The sequence below is a fragment of the Mycobacterium sp. NGS62 genome (assembly GCF_059812285.1).
The window spans coordinates 1-17,628 of the sequence record NZ_JCALCK010000011.1; the positions used below are offsets into that span (position 1 = coordinate 1).

A 17,628-nucleotide genomic window follows, 5' to 3' on the forward strand; every position below is an offset into this window, starting at 1 on the left:
GCTAGCGTCGATCTCGGCGAAGCCCTACAGCCCCAACGCGCGGTAGGTGCGGCGCACGAACTTCGGTTGTACGGCTTGCAGTCTGGCCTGCGACGTGTTCCCCCCGACCGCGGCGGCCGCATCCGATGACAGCGTGGGCAGATTCTGCACCAGGTACAGCAGGATCAGGTCGGCCGCCGGATCGGCCTGCCACCACGTCCCGTAGGCCCCCGGCCAACTGAATGTGCCCAGGCCGCCGGGCCCGAACAACGGTGCCGACTTGGCCGGATCGGTCACCACCGAAAGGTTCAGCCCGAACCCGCGACCGATCCAGAACGGCGCTCCCAAAAACGAATGTCGCTTCTGCTCGGCGGTGAGCCGGTCGGTGCGCATCGCGCGCGTCGACTCTTCTGACAGCACGCGTACGCCGTCGAGAGTGCCGTTAGCCAGCAGCATTTCGACGAATCGCAGATAGTCGTCGGCCGTCGACCACAGTCCGCCGCCGGCGTTGCAGAAATTCGGCATCGTCAGGTGGGGCGGCCCCATTGCGTCGTCGCGCAGCCGGTCGTTCTCATCGAGCCGGTACATCGTTGCGGCTCGCCGCCGCCCCTCGACCGAGACGCAGAACCCGGTGTCGGTCATGCCCAGCGGCTGCAGAATCCGTTCGTCGAGAACCTGGTGAAATGGCTTGCCCTCGATCCGCGAGACCAGCACGCCGGCCACGTCGATGCCGTGACTGTAGGTGACCCGGTCACCCGGTTGATGGACCAGCGGCAGTTCCGCCAGCGCGGCCAGCCAGGTGTCGGGACCTTGACTGAACGGCAACCGGACATATGCCCGCGAGATCGGACCGCCGACTGAGAATCCGTATGCCAGACCGCTGGTGTGGGTGAGCAGGTCTTCGACCAGGATCGCCCGCTGCGCCGGATGTGTCCGACCCAGGGGTCCAGCCGGATCGTCGAGCACGCGCATCTCGGTGAACTCGGGCAGCCAGCGTGAGATCGGCGCGCGCAACGCGAGCTTGCCCTCGTCAACCAAGCTCATCGCGGCGGCGACGGTGACCGGCTTGCTCATCGACGCGATGCGAAACAGCGTGTCGCGCTGCATCGGCAGCCCGGCGTCGAGGTCGCGGTAACCGACCTCGTTGACCTGCAACACTTTTCCGCGCTGCCACACCATGGTCAATGCGCCAGCGAGCAGCCCGGCGTCGCAGGCCTCCCGGATGGAGGTCTGATTTCCCTCGAGATTCACTCGGCCCGCCGTTGCGCATGGACGTACCAGAACACCATCTCGCCGCCCCACCCTTCGCGGTACACCGCCGCCGGTTCCAGCGACTCGATGTCCCAGCCCGCATTGCCGAGCACGTCGCGCAGCGTCTGCTCAGACACCGCGGGCCGCGGCCAGTCCTCGTCCGGCGGGTTGGCGTCGGAGAAGCAGCTGAGCAACAAGGTGGCGCCGGCCCGAGTGGCGCGGTGCACCGCGCCGGCGTAGCTGCGTTTGCCGTCCTCGTCGAGGCAGTGGAACATGCCGCTGTCGATGACGGTGTCGAAGGCGTCGGTGTAGCCGGCCAGGGTCGTCGCGTCGCCCACCGTGAACGTCACCTGCACGCCCGCGTCCCTGGCGCGGCGCTCGGCGGTGATCAGCGCGGTCGGCGAGATGTCCAGCCCGGTGACACGGAAACCCTGGCGGGCCAGATAGACGGCGTTGTCACCGAGACCGCAACCGACGTCGAGGACCTCACCGTGCACCAGGCCCTGCTCCTGCCAGGCGACGACGTTGTCCTTGGGTGCCTTGGTGTCCCAGGGCGGCGTCGTCACCGCCGGCCGGCCCCCGCCCGGGCTTTCGCCGCGGTAGAGGGCGTCGAAATCGATACCCGAAAAGCCGGACGATTCGGTGCCTGTCATTTTCGCCAGGGTAGTTGGCAGTGCTAGGCTGCCGGGCAGTCGACATCCTTTAACGATCCGTCCGGTGAGGCGGAGAAGGAGGTCAAGGTCTCGCATGGGTGCTGCGGGTGACACCGGCACCGGCCGCGAATTGATGTCGGCGGCCGACGTGAGCCGCACCATTTCCCGTATTGCGCACCAGATCATCGAAAAGACCGCGCTGGACGGACCCGACGCGCCGAGGGTGGTGCTGTTGGGCATCCCGACCCGCGGGGTGGCGCTGGCCGAGCGGCTGGCCGCTCACATCGCCGAGTTCGCCGGCGTCGAGGTCGCCTGCGGTGCTTTGGACATCACCCTGTACCGCGACGACCTGATGCAAAAGCCGCCGCGCCCACTGGAGGCCACCTCGATCCCGGTCGGCGGCATCGACGACGCGCTGGTGATCCTCGTCGACGACGTGCTCTACTCCGGACGGTCGGTGCGCTCGGCGCTCGACGCGCTGCGCGACCAGGGCCGGCCGCGGGCCGTGCAGTTGGCGGTGCTGGTCGACCGCGGCCACCGTGAGCTGCCGGTGCGCGCCGACTACGTGGGCAAGAACGTGCCGACCTCGCGCAGCGAGAGTGTGCACGTGCTGCTGGTCGAGCACGACGACCGTGATGGGGTGGTGATCTCCCGATGAGCCCGAGGCATCTGTTGGCGGCCGGTGACCTGTCCCGCGACGACGCCACCGCGATCCTCGACGACGCCGACCGGTTCGCCGAGGCCCTGGTCGGTCGCGAGGTGCGCAAGCTGCCCACGCTGCGCGGGCGCACCGTGATCACCATGTTCTACGAGAACTCCACCCGTACCCGGGTGTCGTTCGAGGTGGCCGGCAAGTGGATGAGCGCCGACGTGATCAACGTCAGTGCGACGGGATCCTCAGTGGCCAAAGGGGAGTCGCTGCGCGATACCGCCCTGACGCTGCGCGCCGCCGGCGCCGACGCATTGGTGATCCGCCATCCGGCCTCGGGTGCGGCGCATCGGCTCGCCGACTGGACCGCCACCGACTCCGGCGGGCCGTCGGTGATCAACGCCGGCGACGGCACCCACGAGCATCCGACCCAGGCGCTGCTGGACGCCCTGACCATCCGGCAGCGGCTCGGCGGCATCGAGGGCCGGCGCGTCGTGATCGTCGGTGACATCCTGCACAGCCGGGTCGCCCGCTCTAACGTGATGCTGTTGGCGACCCTGGGAGCCGAAGTGGTGCTGGTTGCGCCGCCCACGCTGCTGCCGGTCGGGGTCGCCGACTGGCCGGTCACCGTGTCCTACGACCTGGACGCCGAACTGCCCGCCGCCGATGCGGTGCTGATGCTGCGGGTGCAGGCCGAGCGGATGAACGGCGGCTTTTTCCCCACTGCGCGCGAGTATTCGGTGCTCTACGGGCTCTCCGACCGGCGGCAGGCCATGCTGCCCGGCCACGCCGTGGTGCTGCATCCGGGCCCGATGCTGCGCGGCATGGAGATCGCGTTCTCAGTGGCCGACTCTTCGCAATCGGCGGTGCTGCAGCAGGTTTCCAACGGGGTGCATGTGCGAATGGCAGTGTTGTTCCACCTGCTGGTGGGGGCGGAGGATATCGCAGCGTGAGTGTGCTGATCCGCGGTGTGCACCGCTACGGCGAGGGAGACCGGGTTGACGTGCTGGTCGACGACGGTCAGATCGCCGAAATCGGCGCGGGACTGGCGATTCCCGATTCCGCCGATGTGATCGACGCCACCGGCCAGGTATTGCTACCGGGATTTGTCGATCTGCACACCCATCTCCGTGAACCGGGCCGCGAATACGCCGAGGACATCGAAACCGGTTCGGCCGCAGCTGCGCTCGGCGGCTACACCGCGGTGTTCGCCATGGCCAACACCAATCCCGTCGCCGACAGCCCGGTGGTCACCGACCACGTCTGGCATCGCGGCCAGCAGGTCGGCCTGGTCGACGTGCACCCGGTCGGAGCGGTCACCGTCGGCCTGGCCGGCACCCAGCTCACCGAGATGGGCATGATGGCCGCCGGCGCCGCACAGGTGCGGATGTTCTCGGACGATGGCAAGTGCGTCTACGACCCACTGGTGATGCGCCGCGCCCTGGAGTATGCGACCGGCCTCGGTGTGCTGGTCGCCCAGCACGCCGAGGAGCCACGGTTGACGGCCGGCGCCGTCGCCCATGAGGGCCCCAATGCGGCGCGGCTGGGGCTGTCGGGATGGCCCCGCGCGGCCGAAGAGTCGATCGTCGCCCGTGACGCGCTGCTGGCCCGCGACGCCGGCGCCCGGGTACACATCTGCCATGCCTCCACCGCCGGCACCGTAGAGCTACTGAAATGGGCTAAGCAGCAAGGGATCTCCATTACCGCGGAGGTGACACCGCATCACCTGCTGCTCGACGACAGCCGACTCGCCAGCTACGACGGGCGCAACCGGGTCAACCCGCCGCTGCGCGAAGCCACTGACGCCATCGCGCTGCGTCAGGCCTTGGCTGACGGGGTAATCGACTGTGTGGCCACCGATCACGCCCCTCACGCGGAGCACGAGAAGTGCGTCGAGTTCGCCACTGCGCTGCCCGGCATGCTCGGATTGCAGACCGCGCTATCGGTGGTGGTGCAGACGATGGTGGTTCCAGGCCTGCTGTCCTGGCGGGACGTGGCGCGGGTGATGAGCGAAAATCCCGCCCGCATCGCGCGGCTGCCCGATCAGGGCCGTCCGCTGGATGTTGGCGAACCGGCCAACCTGACCGTGGTGGATCCGGACGCCAGCTGGACGGTAACCGGCGCGGAGTTGGCCAGCCGATCGGCCAACACGCCCTACGAATCGATGACGCTGCCTGCAGCGGTGACCGCGACGCTGTTGCGTGGCAAGGTCACCGCGCGCGACGGAAAGAGCCCCGCGTGAACTCCGGGACGCTGGTCATCTCGCTGATCTTCGCCGCTGTGTTGGTGGTGGGAATCACGTTCGTGATCCAGCTGATGATCCGCGGTTGGCGCCGTCGCGGCGAACGGCAGGCTGCGCTGGTCGGCACGCTGCCGCCGGTACCCGACACGGTGGGCGCGCCCACCGTCGCGCCGACACGCGGCGTATACGTCGGTTGCACGCTGGTGCCCAGCTGGCACGACCGGGTCGCGGTCGGCGATCTGGGCTACCGCACCAAGGCGGTACTCACCCGCTATCCGGAAGGGATCATGGTGCAACGCAGCGGCGCCCGGCCGATCTGGATTCCGCAAGAGTCGATCAGCGCCATCCGCACTGAACGCGGCATAGTCGGCAAGGTAACCCCGCGCAACGGGATCCTGGCGATCCGTTGGCGGCTGCCGTCCGGCGCCGAGATCGACACCGGCTTTTGCGGCGACAACCGCGACGACTACGCCCGCTGGCTGCCGGAGGAAGCATCATGACGTGCGCCGGCGACAATTTGGTACGCAGCGATGAGGCGGGGGCACCGCCCGCTTGCGGGGGAGAGTGGCGCTCATGAGTAAAGCAGTGCTGGTCCTCGAGGACGGCCGGATCTTCACCGGGACTCCGTTCGGGGCGATCGGCCAGACGCTTGGTGAAGCGGTGTTTTCCACTGGGATGTCGGGTTATCAGGAGACGCTGACCGATCCCAGCTACCACCGTCAGATCGTGATAGCTACTGCACCGCAGATCGGCAACACCGGTTGGAACGACGAGGACGCCGAGAGCCGCGGCGATCGAATCTGGGTCGCCGGCTACGCCGTGCGGGATCCCTCGCCGCGGCCGTCGAACTGGCGGGCCACCACCACCCTCGAAGACGAACTGGCGCGCCAACAGATTGTCGGGATCGCCGGCATCGACACCCGCGCGGTCGTGCGGCATTTGCGCAGCCGCGGATCGATGAAGGCGGGTGTGTTCTCCGGCGCGGCGCTCGCCGACCCCGAGGAGCTGTTACAGCGGGTGCAGGGCCAGCAGGCGATGCTGGGCGCCGACCTGGCGGGCCAAGTCAGCACCGACGGCAGCTATGTCGTCGACCCTGACGGGCCGCAACGGTTTACCGTGGCCGCGCTGGATCTCGGGATCAAGACCAACACGCCGCGCAACTTCGCCCGCCGCGGCATCCGCAGCCATGTGCTGCCGTCGTCGACGACCTTCGACCAGATCGCCGAGATCAGGCCGCACGGCGTGTTCTTGTCCAATGGTCCGGGCGACCCGGCCACCGCCGCGCATATCGTCGAGCTGACCCGAGAGGTGCTGGGCGCCGGAATCCCGTTGTTCGGCATTTGTTTCGGCAACCAGATCCTGGGCCGCGCGTTGGGCCTGTCCACCTACAAGATGGTGTTCGGCCACCGCGGGATCAACATCCCGGTGATGGATCATGCCACCGGGCGGGTCGCGGTGACCGCGCAGAACCATGGCTTCGCCCTGGAGGGCGAGGCAGGGCAGCGGTTCGACACACCATTCGGCCCGGCCGTCGTCAGCCATACCTGCGCCAACGACGGTGTCGTGGAAGGCGTCAAACTTGTTGATGGGCAGGCTTTCTCGGTGCAATATCATCCGGAGGCCGCCGCCGGCCCGCACGACGCGGAATACCTGTTCGACCAGTTCGTAGACTTGATGGAGGCCCGGCGATGAGCCCCCTCACCATTACCGCGAGCGTGCGTGTTCCAGATGGCATGCGGAGTGCGGGCGGGAACACGCACGCTCGCGCCAGAAGGGTGGGCAACTAGTGCCGCGTCGCAATGACCTCAACCATGTCTTGGTGATCGGCTCGGGCCCCATCGTCATCGGGCAGGCCTGCGAGTTCGACTATTCGGGCACTCAGGCCTGCCGGGTGCTGCGCGCCGAGGGGCTGCAGGTAAGCCTGGTCAACTCCAACCCGGCCACCATCATGACCGACCCGGAGTATGCCGACCACACCTACGTCGAGCCGATCACCCCGGGCTTCGTCGAACGGGTCATCGCCCAGCAGGCCGAGCGCGGCAACAAGATCGACGCGCTGTTGGCCACTCTGGGTGGCCAAACCGCACTCAACACCGCGGTCGCGCTCTACGAGAACGGGGTTTTGGAGCGCTACGGCGTCGAGCTGATCGGCGCTGATTTCGACGCCATCCAGCGCGGCGAGGACCGGCAGCGGTTTAAAGACATCGTCGCCAAGGTCGGTGGCGAATCCGCGCGCAGCCGCGTGTGTTTCACGATGGACGAGGTCCGCGAGACCGTCGACGAGCTTGGGCTGCCGGTGGTCGTACGGCCGAGCTTCACGATGGGCGGTCTCGGCTCGGGAATGGCGCACAGCGCTGAGGAAGTCGATCGGATGGCCGGCGCCGGGCTGGCCGCCTCACCGAGCGCCAACGTGCTGATCGAAGAATCGATCTACGGCTGGAAGGAATTCGAACTCGAGCTGATGCGCGACGGCAACGACAACGTCGTGGTGGTGTGCTCGATCGAAAACGTCGACCCGATGGGTGTGCACACTGGTGACTCGGTGACCGTCGCGCCGGCGATGACGTTGACCGATCGGGAATACCAGCGGATGCGGGATCTGGGCATCGCGATTCTGCGCGAGGTGGGCGTGGATACCGGCGGCTGCAACATTCAGTTCGCGGTCAACCCGCGCGACGGTCGGCTGATCGTCATCGAGATGAATCCGCGGGTGTCGCGGTCCTCGGCGCTGGCGTCCAAGGCCACCGGATTCCCGATCGCCAAGATCGCGGCCAAACTGGCCATCGGCTACACCCTCGACGAGATCCTCAACGACATCACCAAAGAAACCCCGGCCTGTTTCGAACCCACGCTGGACTACGTCGTGGTCAAGGCGCCGCGGTTCGCGTTCGAGAAGTTCGTTGGCGCCGATCCGACGCTGACCACCACGATGAAATCCGTCGGCGAGGCAATGTCGTTGGGCCGCAACTTCGTCGAGGCGCTCGGCAAGGTGATGCGATCGCTGGAAACCAGTCGTGCCGGGTTCTGGACCAAGGCGGACCCGCAAACAGACGTCGAGGACACCCTGCAACGGCTGCGCACCCCGACCGAGGGCCGGCTCTACGACATCGAGCTGGCGTTGCGGCTGGGCGCCTCGGTCGAGCAGGTGTCGGACGCATCCGGCGTCGATCCGTGGTTCGTCGCACAGATCGCCGAGCTTGTGGTGCTGCGGCGCGAGCTGGCCGACGCCGCGGTGCTCGACGTGGATCTGCTGCAGCGCGCCAAGCACAACGGCCTGTCCGACCGCCAGATCGCCGCGCTGCGACCGGAATTGGCCGGCGAGGACGGCGTGCGGTCACTGCGGGGACGGCTGGGCATCCACCCGGTGTACAAGACTGTGGACACCTGCGCGGCGGAATTCGAGGCCAAGACGCCGTACCACTACAGCAGCTACGAGCTCGACCCGGCCGCTGAGACCGAGGTGGCACCGCAGACCGACAAACCCAAGGTGCTCATCCTCGGGTCGGGCCCTAACCGCATCGGCCAAGGTATCGAGTTCGACTACAGCTGTGTACATGCGGCAACCACGTTGTCGCGGGCCGGCTTTGAGACGGTGATGGTCAACTGCAACCCGGAGACCGTCTCCACCGACTACGACACCGCCGACCGGTTGTACTTCGAGCCGCTGACCTTCGAGGACGTGCTGGAGGTGTTTTACGCCGAGTCCCAGTCGGGCATCGGTGGTCCGGGAGTGGTCGGTGTCATCGTGCAGCTCGGCGGCCAGACGCCGCTTGGTCTGGCGCAACGGCTCGCCGACGCCGGCGTGCCGATCGTCGGAACGCCGCCGGAAGCCATTGATTTGGCCGAAGACCGCGGCGCCTTCGGCGACGTGCTCAATGCGGCCGGGCTGCCGGCACCACGGTTCGGCACCGCGACAACCTTCGAGCAGGCCCGCCGGATCGCTGCCGAGATTGGCTACCCGGTGCTGGTGCGGCCGTCGTATGTGCTGGGCGGTCGGGGCATGGAGATCGTCTACGACGACGAGACGTTGCAGGGCTACATCGCCCGCGCCACCGAGTTGTCGCCCGAGCACCCGGTGCTGGTCGACCGCTTCCTCGAGGATGCGATCGAAATCGACGTCGACGCATTGTGCGATGGCAGCGAAGTCTATATCGGCGGCATCATGGAGCACATCGAAGAGGCCGGCATCCACTCCGGGGACTCGGCGTGCGCGCTTCCTCCGGTCACGCTGGGGCGCACCGATATCGACAAGGTGCGACGGGCCACCGAGGCGATCGCGCACGGCATCGGCGTGGTGGGGCTGCTCAATGTGCAATTCGCGCTGAAGGACGACGTGCTCTACGTGCTGGAGGCCAACCCCCGCGCCAGCCGCACCGTGCCCTTCGTCTCGAAGGCAACGGCGATACCGCTGGCCAAGGCCTGCGCGCGAATCATGCTGGGCGCCACCATTGCCCAGCTGCGCTCCGAGAAGCTACTGGAGGTCTCCGGTGACGGCGCCAGCGCCGCGCCGCACGCACCCATCGCGGTCAAGGAAGCGGTGTTGCCGTTCCACCGGTTCCGCACCGCCGACGGGTCCGGAATCGACTCGCTGCTGGGCCCTGAGATGAAATCGACCGGCGAGGTCATGGGCATCGACCGCGACTTCGGCAGCGCATTCGCCAAAAGCCAAACCGCGGCCTACGGTTCGTTGCCGGCGCAGGGCACGGTGTTCGTGTCGGTGGCCAACCGTGACAAGCGGTCGCTGGTGTTCCCGGTCAAGCGGCTGGCCGACTTGGGCTTTCGGGTGCTGGCCACCGAAGGCACCGCGGAGATGTTGCGCCGTAACGGTATTCCCTGCGACGAGGTGCGCAAGCATTTCGAACCGCCGCAACCGGACCGGCCGCCGCTGTCGGCAGTCGACGCGATCCGCGCCGGTGAGGTCGACATGGTGATCAATACGCCCTACGGCAACTCCGGCCCTCGCATCGACGGCTACGAGATCCGTTCGGCGGCAGTGGGAATGAACATCCCCTGCGTGACGACCGTGCAGGGCGCCTCGGCTGCCGTCCAGGGCATCGAAGCAGGAATCCGCGGAGACATCGGCGTGCGCTCGCTGCAAGAGTTGCACAGCGCCATCGGCGACCATCGAGCATGACCGGATTCGGCGCCAAACTGGCCGAGGCCAGGTCGCAGCGCGGACCGTTATGTCTTGGTATAGACCCGCATCCTGAACTGTTGCGCAGCTGGGATCTGCCGCTGACACCCGACGGTTTGGCAGCGTTCTGCGACACCTGTGTGCAGGCGTTCGCCGGGTTCGCCATGGTCAAACCGCAAGTGGCGTTTTTCGAGGCCTATGGTGCCGGCGGATATCAGGTTTTGGAGCGCACGATCGGCGCCCTGCGTGCCGCTGGTGTGCTGGTGCTGGCCGACGCCAAACGGGGTGACATCGGGTCGACGATGGCCGCCTACGCCGAAGCGTGGCTGGGCGAGTCGCCGCTGACGGCCGACGCGGTGACGGCCTCGCCCTATCTGGGATTCGGTTCGCTGCAGCCGCTGCTGGACACCGCGGCGACCCGCGGGCGGGGAGTGTTCGTACTGGCCGCGACGTCCAACCCGGAAGGTGCCGGCGTGCAGCGGGCCATGAGCGGCGGTCGCACTGTTGCGCAGACCGTGGTCGACGACGTCACCGTGTGGAACCGGACCCGCCAACCCGCTTCGGTCGGGGTTGTCGTCGGCGCGACGCTGGCCGAGGTACCCGATCTCAGCGACCTCGTTGGACCGGTGCTGCTACCTGGTATCGGCGCCCAGGGCGGCCGGCCCGACGCGTTGTCGCACCTGGGTGGGGCGAGCTCAAACCAGCTATGGCCCGCGGTGTCGCGCGACGTGCTGCGGGCCGGACCGGACGTCGTCGCTCTCCGCGCGGCCGGCGAGCAGATGCGCGACGCGGTCGCATACCTGACGGCGGGCTAGCGCGAACCCGCCTTGCGTCTGGTTAGGCGGACTGCCCGGGTGTTTCGACGATCACGGTGGTGGCCTTGACGACGGCCACCGCGACGCTGCCAGGCTCCAGCTCCAACTCGCGAGCGGCCTCGGCGCTCATCAGGGATACGACCGTGAACGGTCCGCACTGCATCTCGACACGGGCCATCACCTTGTCCGACTCCACTTTGGTGACCAAGCCGACGAAGCGGTTGCGTGCCGAACTGCCGACGCCGAGCGGGTTTGGCGGCTGTAGCGGCGCGTTGGTTCGCGCGAATTCCGCCAGGACGTCGCCGGCGATCACCTTTCGACCGGATTGGTCGTGGCTGACGGACAGGGTGCCCTGGTCGATCCACCGCCGAACGGTGTCGTCGCTGACCCCCAGCAGCTCGGCGGCCTCACGGATCCGCATCGTCGGCACGAGCCGATCCTATCCTGTGCGACTACTTCGGACCGGCCCGTCGGCGCGGACAACATCAGTTCCTACTACGCAACGTAGTAATAGCTGTCGCGTGGCCCAGCCCCGCCCATCCCGCCGCCGAGGGCCCGGTAAACGCCGAGAGCCGCGTTGCCGGCCCCGGCGCGAAGCGCCGCGCGACACGCGCGACACGCCGTGACGTGCGTAATTGATCAAATTTCGGGTTGTCAGCACCTTTTGAGGCAGTCCCGACGCGTGGGCCTCGCCAGTGTCAGGCCGGAGCGGCAGCCCAAAACCCCTGCTAGACAGCGGATCCGGGTCCCGCACAGGCAAAGGTAGCTCGCCGGGACGGTGCCTGGCCAAGTCGCCGCCTGCCTTGCCGAAGTACCGCCGCACCGCCCCGCACGCTGGGCCTTTGTGGCTCTAACCAGGGGGGCGGGTTAGATTTCGTCTGGCACCGTGAGTACGGTCGTCTCCGCTGGCTGGAGTACCCGGCTGAGATAAACCAAAGATCGATGAGACGGAGGAATCGTGGCCCTTCCCCAGTTGACCGACGAGCAGCGCGCGGCCGCGTTGGAGAAGGCTGCTGCCGCGCGTCGAGCGCGTGCCGAGCTCAAGGACCGGCTCAAGCGCGGCGGCACCAACCTCAAGCAGGTGCTGAAGGATGCTGAGACCGACGAGGTTTTGGGCAAGATGAAGGTATCTGCGCTGCTGGAGGCGTTGCCGAAGGTAGGCAAGGTCAAGGCGCAGGAAATCATGACCGAGCTCGAAATCGCACCGACCCGCCGCCTGCGTGGGCTCGGCGATCGTCAGCGCAAGGCACTGCTGGAAAAGTTCGACTTCTCCTAACCCGGCGACGATGCAGGCCGGAGCGGCCTGGGTCGGGGGTCCCCCCGCTTGCGGGGGACAGTCGGGCACGTTAGTTGAGGGGAGTCGGTGAGCGCCGACGGAGGACCGGACGGCGAGCGCGATCCACGGCTGCGGCCGCAAGCCGCAGGACGGGTCGTCGTGCTGTCCGGTCCCTCCGCAGTCGGCAAATCGACGCTGGTCCGCTGCCTGCGTGAGCGCATCCCCGACCTGCATTTCAGCGTGTCGGCGACGACTCGGGAACCCCGTCCAGGCGAGGTCGACGGTGTCGACTACCACTTCGTGACGGCTGCGCGATTTCAGCAGCTGATCGACGAGGGCGCGCTGCTGGAGTGGGCCGACATCCACGGCGGGCTACACCGGTCCGGCACGCTGGCCCAGCCGGTCCGAGCGGCCACCGAATCCGGCCATCCGGTGCTGATCGAGGTGGACCTGGCCGGAGCGCGCGCGGTCAAGCAGGCACTGCCGGAGGCGATCACTGTGTTCCTGGCGCCGCCGAGCTGGGAGGTGCTGGAGGCCAGATTGGTCGGCCGCGGCACCGAGACCGCCGACGTAATTCGCCGTCGGCTTACCACCGCCCGCACCGAAATGGCAGCTCAGGGTGATTTCGATGAGATCGTGGTGAACAGTCGATTGGAAACTGCCTGCTCGGAGTTGGTATCCTTGCTGGTGGGCACCGCGCCGGATACGGCGTGATCCGCCATCTAGAGCCGATTCACCACCACACATTGTCCGCCGCTCTACGCCGCCAGGAGAAAGACTTACGTGAGCACCCCGCAATCCGACGCCCAACTTGCCGCCGTCTCCACCATGGATCAACTGGATCCGGCGTCCGGCGCGGTCGGCTACGACACGCCGCTGGGCATCACCAACCCACCCATCGACGAGCTGCTGGACCGCGTGTCGAGCAAATACGCGCTGGTGATCTACGCGGCCAAGCGGGCCCGGCAGATCAACGACTACTACAACCAACTCGGTGAAGGCATCCTCGAGTACGTCGGGCCGCTGGTCGAGCCTGGGCTGCAGGAAAAGCCGTTGTCGATCGCGATGCGCGAGATCCACGCCGACCTGCTCGAGCACACCGAAGGCGAATAAGACGGTCAGGCGCCACGGCATGCTCGAAGAGCGGGAGTGATGGACCGCAAACGGATCGTCGTCGGCGTTTCGGGTGGCATCGCCGCCTACAAGGCGTGCACCGTGGTTCGCCAGCTCACCGAAGCCGGCCATCAGGTGCAGGTCATCCCCACCGAATCCGCCCTTCGCTTCGTCGGGGCCGCGACCTTCGAGGCGCTCTCCGGCCAGCCGGTGCGCACCGGCGTCTTCGATGATGTCCCGGCGGTGCCGCACGTCGCGATCGGCCAGCAGGCCGATCTGGTCGTCGTCGCGCCGGCCACCGCCGACCTGCTGGCCCGGGCCGTCGCCGGCCGGGCCGACGATCTGCTCACGGCGACCCTGCTGACCGCGCGATGTCCGGTCCTGTTCGCGCCCGCCATGCACACCGAGATGTGGTTACATCCGGCCACCGTCGACAACGTCGCGGTTCTGCGCCGTCGCGGTGCAGTGGTACTGGAACCCGCGTCCGGGCGGCTTACCGGCGCCGACAGCGGCGCCGGCCGGCTGCCCGAGGCCGAGGAGATCACCACCCTGGTTCACCTGCTGCTGGAGCGGCACGACGCGCTGCCCTACGACATGGCCGGCTGCCGGCTGCTGGTGACCGCCGGGGGCACCCGCGAGCCGATCGACCCGGTGCGCTTCATCGGCAACCGCAGCTCGGGCAAGCAGGGCTATGCGCTGGCGCGAGTGGCCGCCCAGCGCGGCGCTGAGGTGACGCTGATCGCCGGACACACCGCCGGGCTCATCGACCCCGCCGGCGTCGAGGTGGTGCACGTCAGCTCCGCGCAGCAGCTGCGCGACGCGGTCTCCAAGCACGCGCCCGACGCCCACGTGCTGGCGATGGCTGCGGCCGTCGCCGACTTCCGTCCGTCGCAGGTGGCGACCGCCAAGATCAAGAAGGGCGCCGAGGCGCCGCCGGTTATCGAGCTCGTCCGCAACGACGACGTGCTGGCCACCGCAGTGCGATCCCGCGCCGACGGCCAACTGCCCAACATGCGGGCCATCGTCGGGTTCGCCGCCGAGACCGGCGACGAGAACGGCGACGTGTTGTTTCACGCCCGGGCCAAGCTGCGCCGCAAAGGCTGCGACCTGCTGGTGGTCAACGCCGTCGGCGAGGGTAAGGCTTTCGAGGTGGACAGCAACGACGGTTGGTTGCTGAGCTCCGACGGCACGGAGACAGCGCTGCAGCATGGCTCCAAGACGCTGATGGCCAGTCGTATCGTGGACGCAATCGCCACCTTTCTGCAGGGCGGCAGCGGGTAGGCGCGTTATCGTGTGACGCCCGGCCCCGCAGGCCGGGCGACGGACATGGCGATATACTTCGCCTAACTAACATTTTGTGGAGAATGGGAAGGATCTGGGTGTGAGCGAAAAGGGTCGGCTGTTCACCAGTGAGTCGGTAACCGAGGGCCATCCCGACAAGATCTGTGACGCGATCAGCGACTCGGTGCTCGACGCGCTGCTGGCCGACGATCCGAGGTCCCGGGTGGCGGTCGAGACGCTGGTCACCACCGGCCAGGTTCATGTGGTCGGGGAGGTGACGACGACGGCGAAGGAAGCGTTCGCCGAGATCACCAACACCGTCCGCAGTCGCATCCTCGACATCGGTTACGACTCATCGGACAAGGGCTTCGACGGGACCACCTGCGGTGTCAACATCGGCATCGGCGCCCAGTCGCCCGATATCGCCATGGGCGTCGACACCGCCCACGAGACCCGCGTCGAGGGTGCGGGTGACCCGCTGGACGCGCAGGGCGCCGGCGACCAGGGCCTGATGTTCGGCTATGCGATCAAAGACACCCCCGAGTACATGCCGCTGCCGATCGCGCTGGCGCACCGGCTGTCGCGCCGGCTCACCGAGGTTCGCAAGAACGGCGTGCTGGACTACCTGCGGCCGGACGGTAAGACCCAGGTCACCGTCCAGTACGACGGCGCCGTCCCGGTGCGCCTGGACACCGTGGTGCTGTCCACCCAACACGCCGACGGCATCGACTTGGAAGCAACGCTGACCCCGGACATTCGCGAGAAGGTCGTCAACACGGTGTTGTCCGACCTTGCGCACGACACCATGGACACCTCCGACTGCCGGCTGCTGGTCAACCCGACCGGCAAGTTCGTGCTCGGCGGTCCGATGGGCGACGCCGGGCTGACCGGCCGCAAGATCATCGTCGACACCTACGGCGGCTGGGCCCGCCACGGCGGCGGCGCGTTCTCCGGCAAGGATCCGTCGAAGGTGGACCGCTCGGCGGCCTACGCGATGCGCTGGGTCGCCAAAAACGTCGTGGCCGCCGGGCTGGCCGAGCGGGTGGAGGTGCAGGTCGCCTACGCCATCGGCAAGGCCGCCCCGGTGGGATTGTTCGTCGAGACGTTCGGCACCGAGACCGTCGACCCGATCAAAATCGAGAAGGCCATCGGCGAGGTGTTCGACCTGCGGCCCGGCGCGATCATCCGCGACCTGGACCTGCTGCGGCCGATCTACGCGCAGACCGCCGCCTACGGCCATTTCGGCCGCACCGACGTCGACCTGCCGTGGGAGCGGCTGGACAAGGTCGACGCGCTGAAATCAGCGATCTAATTCTCCGCCCAACGTGAACGCAGCTTCACGCTCGGCTGTTAAGCCGTGAAGCGGTAGTCGTCGAGGTCGAAACGACGGCTGCGCCAATAGGCCTCGACGGTCGTAGTGGGCCGCAGCGGCACATCGCCGTTCTTGTCGAAGTAATAGCTGTTGGCCTGCCGGCAGCTGTCCTGCCAGAAGACCTGGCGGTGCCGACGACGCATCATCTCGGCGAAGTACCGGTCGTTGGCCTGCTCGGTGACTTCGACGCGGATCGCGCCGTCGTGACCGGCCCGCTTCAGACACCGCACGATGTGGTGTGTCTGCGCTTCGATCAGCGCGAAATACGATGACCCGACATAGCCGTAGGGGCCGAACACGCTGAACAGGTTCGGGAAGCCGGGAATGCTGACCCCTTCGTAAGCCTGCAACCGGTGCTCGTCCCAAAACTGGCTCAGCGACCGCCCGCCGCTGCCGCTGACCGCGAACGTCGGCACGCTGTCGGTGTCCATCACCTTGAAGCCGGTCGCCAGCACCAGCACGTCGATCTCGTGGCTGTCGCCACCCGTGGTGGCCACCGCCGACGGCGTGATCTTGTCGATCGGCTCGGTCACCAGCCGGACGTTGTCGCGGTTGAACGTCGACAGATAGCTGTTGTGGAAGCCGGGCCGCTTGCAGCCCACGGCGTAACGGGGTGTGAGCTGCCCACGCACCTCCGGATTCTCGACCTGTTGGCGCAGGTAGGCCCGCCCGGCTCGTTCCATCCACCGGGCCATCGGAAATACCGTGAAGTACTGCGCCGGGATCGGGAAGGTCGCCTCGACATAGGCTTGGCTGGCCCACCGCTGAACCGCCTTGCCGCCCGGGATCCGCATCGCCCAGCGCGCCGGCTTGGGCAGCGGCACGTCGAACTTCGGAAAACACCAAATAGGTGTGCGCTGAAAAACGGTGAGCTGCTTGACGATTGGCGCGATCTCCGGAATCACCTGAACTGCCGAGGCGCCGGTGCCGATGATGCCGACCCGCTTACCGCTCAGGTCCTGCTGGTGGTCCCAGCGCGCGGTATGCATCGTGATGCCGTCGAACGAGTCGACGCCATCGATGTCCGGCAGCTTGGGCACGGTGAGCACACCGCTGGCGTTGATCAAAAACCGCGCGGTGACCGCCCCGCCGGGATCGGTGTGCACCTGCCACAGCGCCTGCTCGTCGTCGAACTCCGCGGACAAGACCTTGGTGTTGAACCGGATCTTGGGCCGAATGCGGTACTTGTCGGTGCAGTGTTCGGCATAGGCCTTCAGCTCGTTGCCCGGTGCATACGTTCGTGACCAGTCGGGCCGCTGCTCGAACGAGAACTGGTAGGAAAACGACGGAATGTCCACGGCGATACCGGGATACGTGTTCCAGTGCCACGTGCCGCCGACGCCGTCGCCGGCTTCGATCACCAGATAGTCACCGAGTCCGGCCTCGTCGAGTTTGATGGCGGCGCCGATACCGGAGAATCCGGCGCCGACGACAAGGGTGTGGTAGTCGGGCTGCGTACTCGTCGTCATGCCCGCCGCTCCCGACGATGCGTGCCCCATGCGGTGATCATGCAGCAACTCTATGAGCTACGACGCCGGCCCGTTGCGGACCTGCGGGATCAACTCATGCTTGGTCTGCTTGGTCAAGCAACACGAAGTGGGCGCCCTCGTCGTCCACTCGTGCGTCCAACACCTTGTCGTCCAAAAACTCGGCGACTCGCGGTTCCAGGAAGACCCTGGCGCCCTCGCCCTCCACGACCTGGTCGCCGTCGCCTGGCCCCTCTGTCGCGCTGAGCTGCAAGGCGTTCTGTTCATCCGCGGTCGGCGCGATCCGCAGGCCCGCCTCTTCTGGGGCGTTTGGCGCGGCGGTCACGGCCTTGACGGCCTGGGCGGCCGCGGGCGTCAGTACCAGCATGAATCGGCT

Annotated in this window: 17 protein-coding genes; 12 read left to right on the plus strand and 5 right to left on the minus strand. The window is 67.3% G+C overall.

Features of this window, described 5'->3' with window-relative positions; genetic code table 11:
* Positions 1–24 precede the first annotated feature (24 nt).
* Positions 25–1,230 (minus strand): serine hydrolase domain-containing protein, encoded by a 1,206-nt coding sequence (locus AC5Y49_RS20080; RefSeq protein ID WP_499890286.1) that lies wholly within the window; start codon positions 1,228–1,230, stop codon positions 25–27.
* Positions 1,227–1,883, minus strand: a complete 657-nt coding sequence (locus AC5Y49_RS20085) for a class I SAM-dependent methyltransferase (RefSeq protein WP_499890290.1) — start codon at positions 1,881–1,883, stop codon at positions 1,227–1,229. Before AC5Y49_RS20085 ends, AC5Y49_RS20080 begins: the two co-directional genes overlap by 4 nt.
* Before the next feature lie 94 nt (positions 1,884–1,977).
* Between AC5Y49_RS20085 and pyrR the strand changes: the two genes are divergently transcribed.
* From pyrR to pyrF, 7 genes are all read left to right on the plus strand, one after another.
* Entirely contained in the window at positions 1,978–2,541 is a 564-nt protein-coding gene (pyrR, locus tag AC5Y49_RS20090) for a bifunctional pyr operon transcriptional regulator/uracil phosphoribosyltransferase PyrR (RefSeq protein WP_499890294.1), read from the plus strand.
* Complete coding sequence (locus AC5Y49_RS20095; RefSeq protein ID WP_499890296.1) at positions 2,538–3,485, plus strand: aspartate carbamoyltransferase catalytic subunit; 948 nt, start codon at positions 2,538–2,540, stop codon at positions 3,483–3,485. The genes pyrR and AC5Y49_RS20095 overlap by 4 nt, the downstream gene beginning before the upstream one ends.
* A complete protein-coding gene (locus tag AC5Y49_RS20100; RefSeq protein WP_499890300.1) occupies positions 3,482–4,774 on the plus strand; it encodes a dihydroorotase in 1,293 nt (430 codons plus the stop codon). The genes AC5Y49_RS20095 and AC5Y49_RS20100 overlap by 4 nt, the downstream gene beginning before the upstream one ends.
* A complete protein-coding gene (locus AC5Y49_RS20105) occupies positions 4,771–5,274 on the plus strand; it encodes a PH-like domain-containing protein (RefSeq protein ID WP_499890305.1) in 504 nt (167 codons plus the stop codon). Before AC5Y49_RS20100 ends, AC5Y49_RS20105 begins: the two co-directional genes overlap by 4 nt.
* Before the next feature lie 73 nt (positions 5,275–5,347).
* Positions 5,348–6,466 carry a glutamine-hydrolyzing carbamoyl-phosphate synthase small subunit gene (gene carA / locus AC5Y49_RS20110; RefSeq protein WP_499890308.1) on the plus strand — a complete coding sequence of 373 codons (1,119 nt, stop codon included), beginning with the start codon at positions 5,348–5,350 and terminating at the stop codon, positions 6,464–6,466.
* A 94-nt stretch (positions 6,467–6,560) separates the two neighbouring features.
* On the plus strand, positions 6,561–9,908 hold the full coding sequence (carB, locus tag AC5Y49_RS20115) for a carbamoyl-phosphate synthase large subunit (RefSeq protein WP_499890311.1): 3,348 nt from the start codon (positions 6,561–6,563) through the stop codon (positions 9,906–9,908).
* Entirely contained in the window at positions 9,905–10,723 is an 819-nt protein-coding gene (gene pyrF, locus AC5Y49_RS20120) for an orotidine-5'-phosphate decarboxylase (RefSeq protein WP_499890315.1), read from the plus strand. The genes carB and pyrF overlap by 4 nt, the downstream gene beginning before the upstream one ends.
* 22 nt (positions 10,724–10,745) lie before the next feature.
* On the opposite strand, the gene AC5Y49_RS20125 is transcribed toward pyrF, so the two are convergent.
* Positions 10,746–11,153 carry a TOBE domain-containing protein gene (locus AC5Y49_RS20125; RefSeq protein ID WP_499890318.1) on the minus strand — a complete coding sequence of 136 codons (408 nt, stop codon included), beginning with the start codon at positions 11,151–11,153 and terminating at the stop codon, positions 10,746–10,748.
* Between the two features lie 528 nt (positions 11,154–11,681).
* Between AC5Y49_RS20125 and mihF the strand changes: the two genes are divergently transcribed.
* The 5 genes from mihF (at position 11,682) to metK (ending at position 15,705) form a co-directional block, all read left to right on the plus strand.
* A complete protein-coding gene (gene mihF, locus AC5Y49_RS20130) occupies positions 11,682–11,999 on the plus strand; it encodes an integration host factor, actinobacterial type (protein WP_003932123.1) in 318 nt (105 codons plus the stop codon).
* An 87-nt stretch (positions 12,000–12,086) separates the two neighbouring features.
* On the plus strand, positions 12,087–12,713 hold the full coding sequence (gene gmk, locus AC5Y49_RS20135) for a guanylate kinase (RefSeq protein ID WP_499890322.1): 627 nt from the start codon (positions 12,087–12,089) through the stop codon (positions 12,711–12,713).
* A 69-nt stretch (positions 12,714–12,782) separates the two neighbouring features.
* Entirely contained in the window at positions 12,783–13,112 is a 330-nt protein-coding gene (gene rpoZ, locus AC5Y49_RS20140; protein WP_499890324.1) for a DNA-directed RNA polymerase subunit omega, read from the plus strand.
* Between the two features lie 36 nt (positions 13,113–13,148).
* Positions 13,149–14,393, plus strand: a complete 1,245-nt coding sequence (gene coaBC, locus AC5Y49_RS20145; protein ID WP_499890326.1) for a bifunctional phosphopantothenoylcysteine decarboxylase/phosphopantothenate--cysteine ligase CoaBC — start codon at positions 13,149–13,151, stop codon at positions 14,391–14,393.
* Between the two features lie 100 nt (positions 14,394–14,493).
* Positions 14,494–15,705 carry a methionine adenosyltransferase gene (gene metK / locus AC5Y49_RS20150; RefSeq protein WP_499890328.1) on the plus strand — a complete coding sequence of 404 codons (1,212 nt, stop codon included), beginning with the start codon at positions 14,494–14,496 and terminating at the stop codon, positions 15,703–15,705.
* Between the two features lie 38 nt (positions 15,706–15,743).
* Here the strand turns inward: metK and AC5Y49_RS20155 are convergent, their stop codons facing one another.
* Complete coding sequence (locus tag AC5Y49_RS20155) at positions 15,744–17,234, minus strand: flavin-containing monooxygenase (protein WP_499890330.1); 1,491 nt, start codon at positions 17,232–17,234, stop codon at positions 15,744–15,746.
* 94 nt (positions 17,235–17,328) lie between these two features.
* Positions 17,329–17,619 carry a hypothetical protein gene (locus AC5Y49_RS20160; RefSeq protein ID WP_499890332.1) on the minus strand — a complete coding sequence of 97 codons (291 nt, stop codon included), beginning with the start codon at positions 17,617–17,619 and terminating at the stop codon, positions 17,329–17,331.
* Positions 17,620–17,628: the final 9 nt, after the last annotated feature.

Bases quoted from the DNA above. Each gene is read 5' to 3' on its own strand.
- AC5Y49_RS20085 (WP_499890290.1), bottom strand. From the start codon at position 1,883: ATGACAGGCACCGAATCGTCCGGCTTTTCGGGTATCGATTTCGACGCC.
- pyrR (WP_499890294.1), top strand. From the start codon at position 1,978: ATGGGTGCTGCGGGTGACACCGGCACCGGCCGCGAATTGATGTCGGCG.
- AC5Y49_RS20095 (WP_499890296.1), top strand. From the start codon at position 2,538: ATGAGCCCGAGGCATCTGTTGGCGGCCGGTGACCTGTCCCGCGACGAC.
- carA (WP_499890308.1), top strand. From the start codon at position 5,348: ATGAGTAAAGCAGTGCTGGTCCTCGAGGACGGCCGGATCTTCACCGGG.
- pyrF (WP_499890315.1), top strand. From the start codon at position 9,905: ATGACCGGATTCGGCGCCAAACTGGCCGAGGCCAGGTCGCAGCGCGGA.
- AC5Y49_RS20155 (WP_499890330.1), bottom strand. From the start codon at position 17,234: ATGACGACGAGTACGCAGCCCGACTACCACACCCTTGTCGTCGGCGCC.
- AC5Y49_RS20160 (WP_499890332.1), bottom strand. From the start codon at position 17,619: ATGCTGGTACTGACGCCCGCGGCCGCCCAGGCCGTCAAGGCCGTGACC.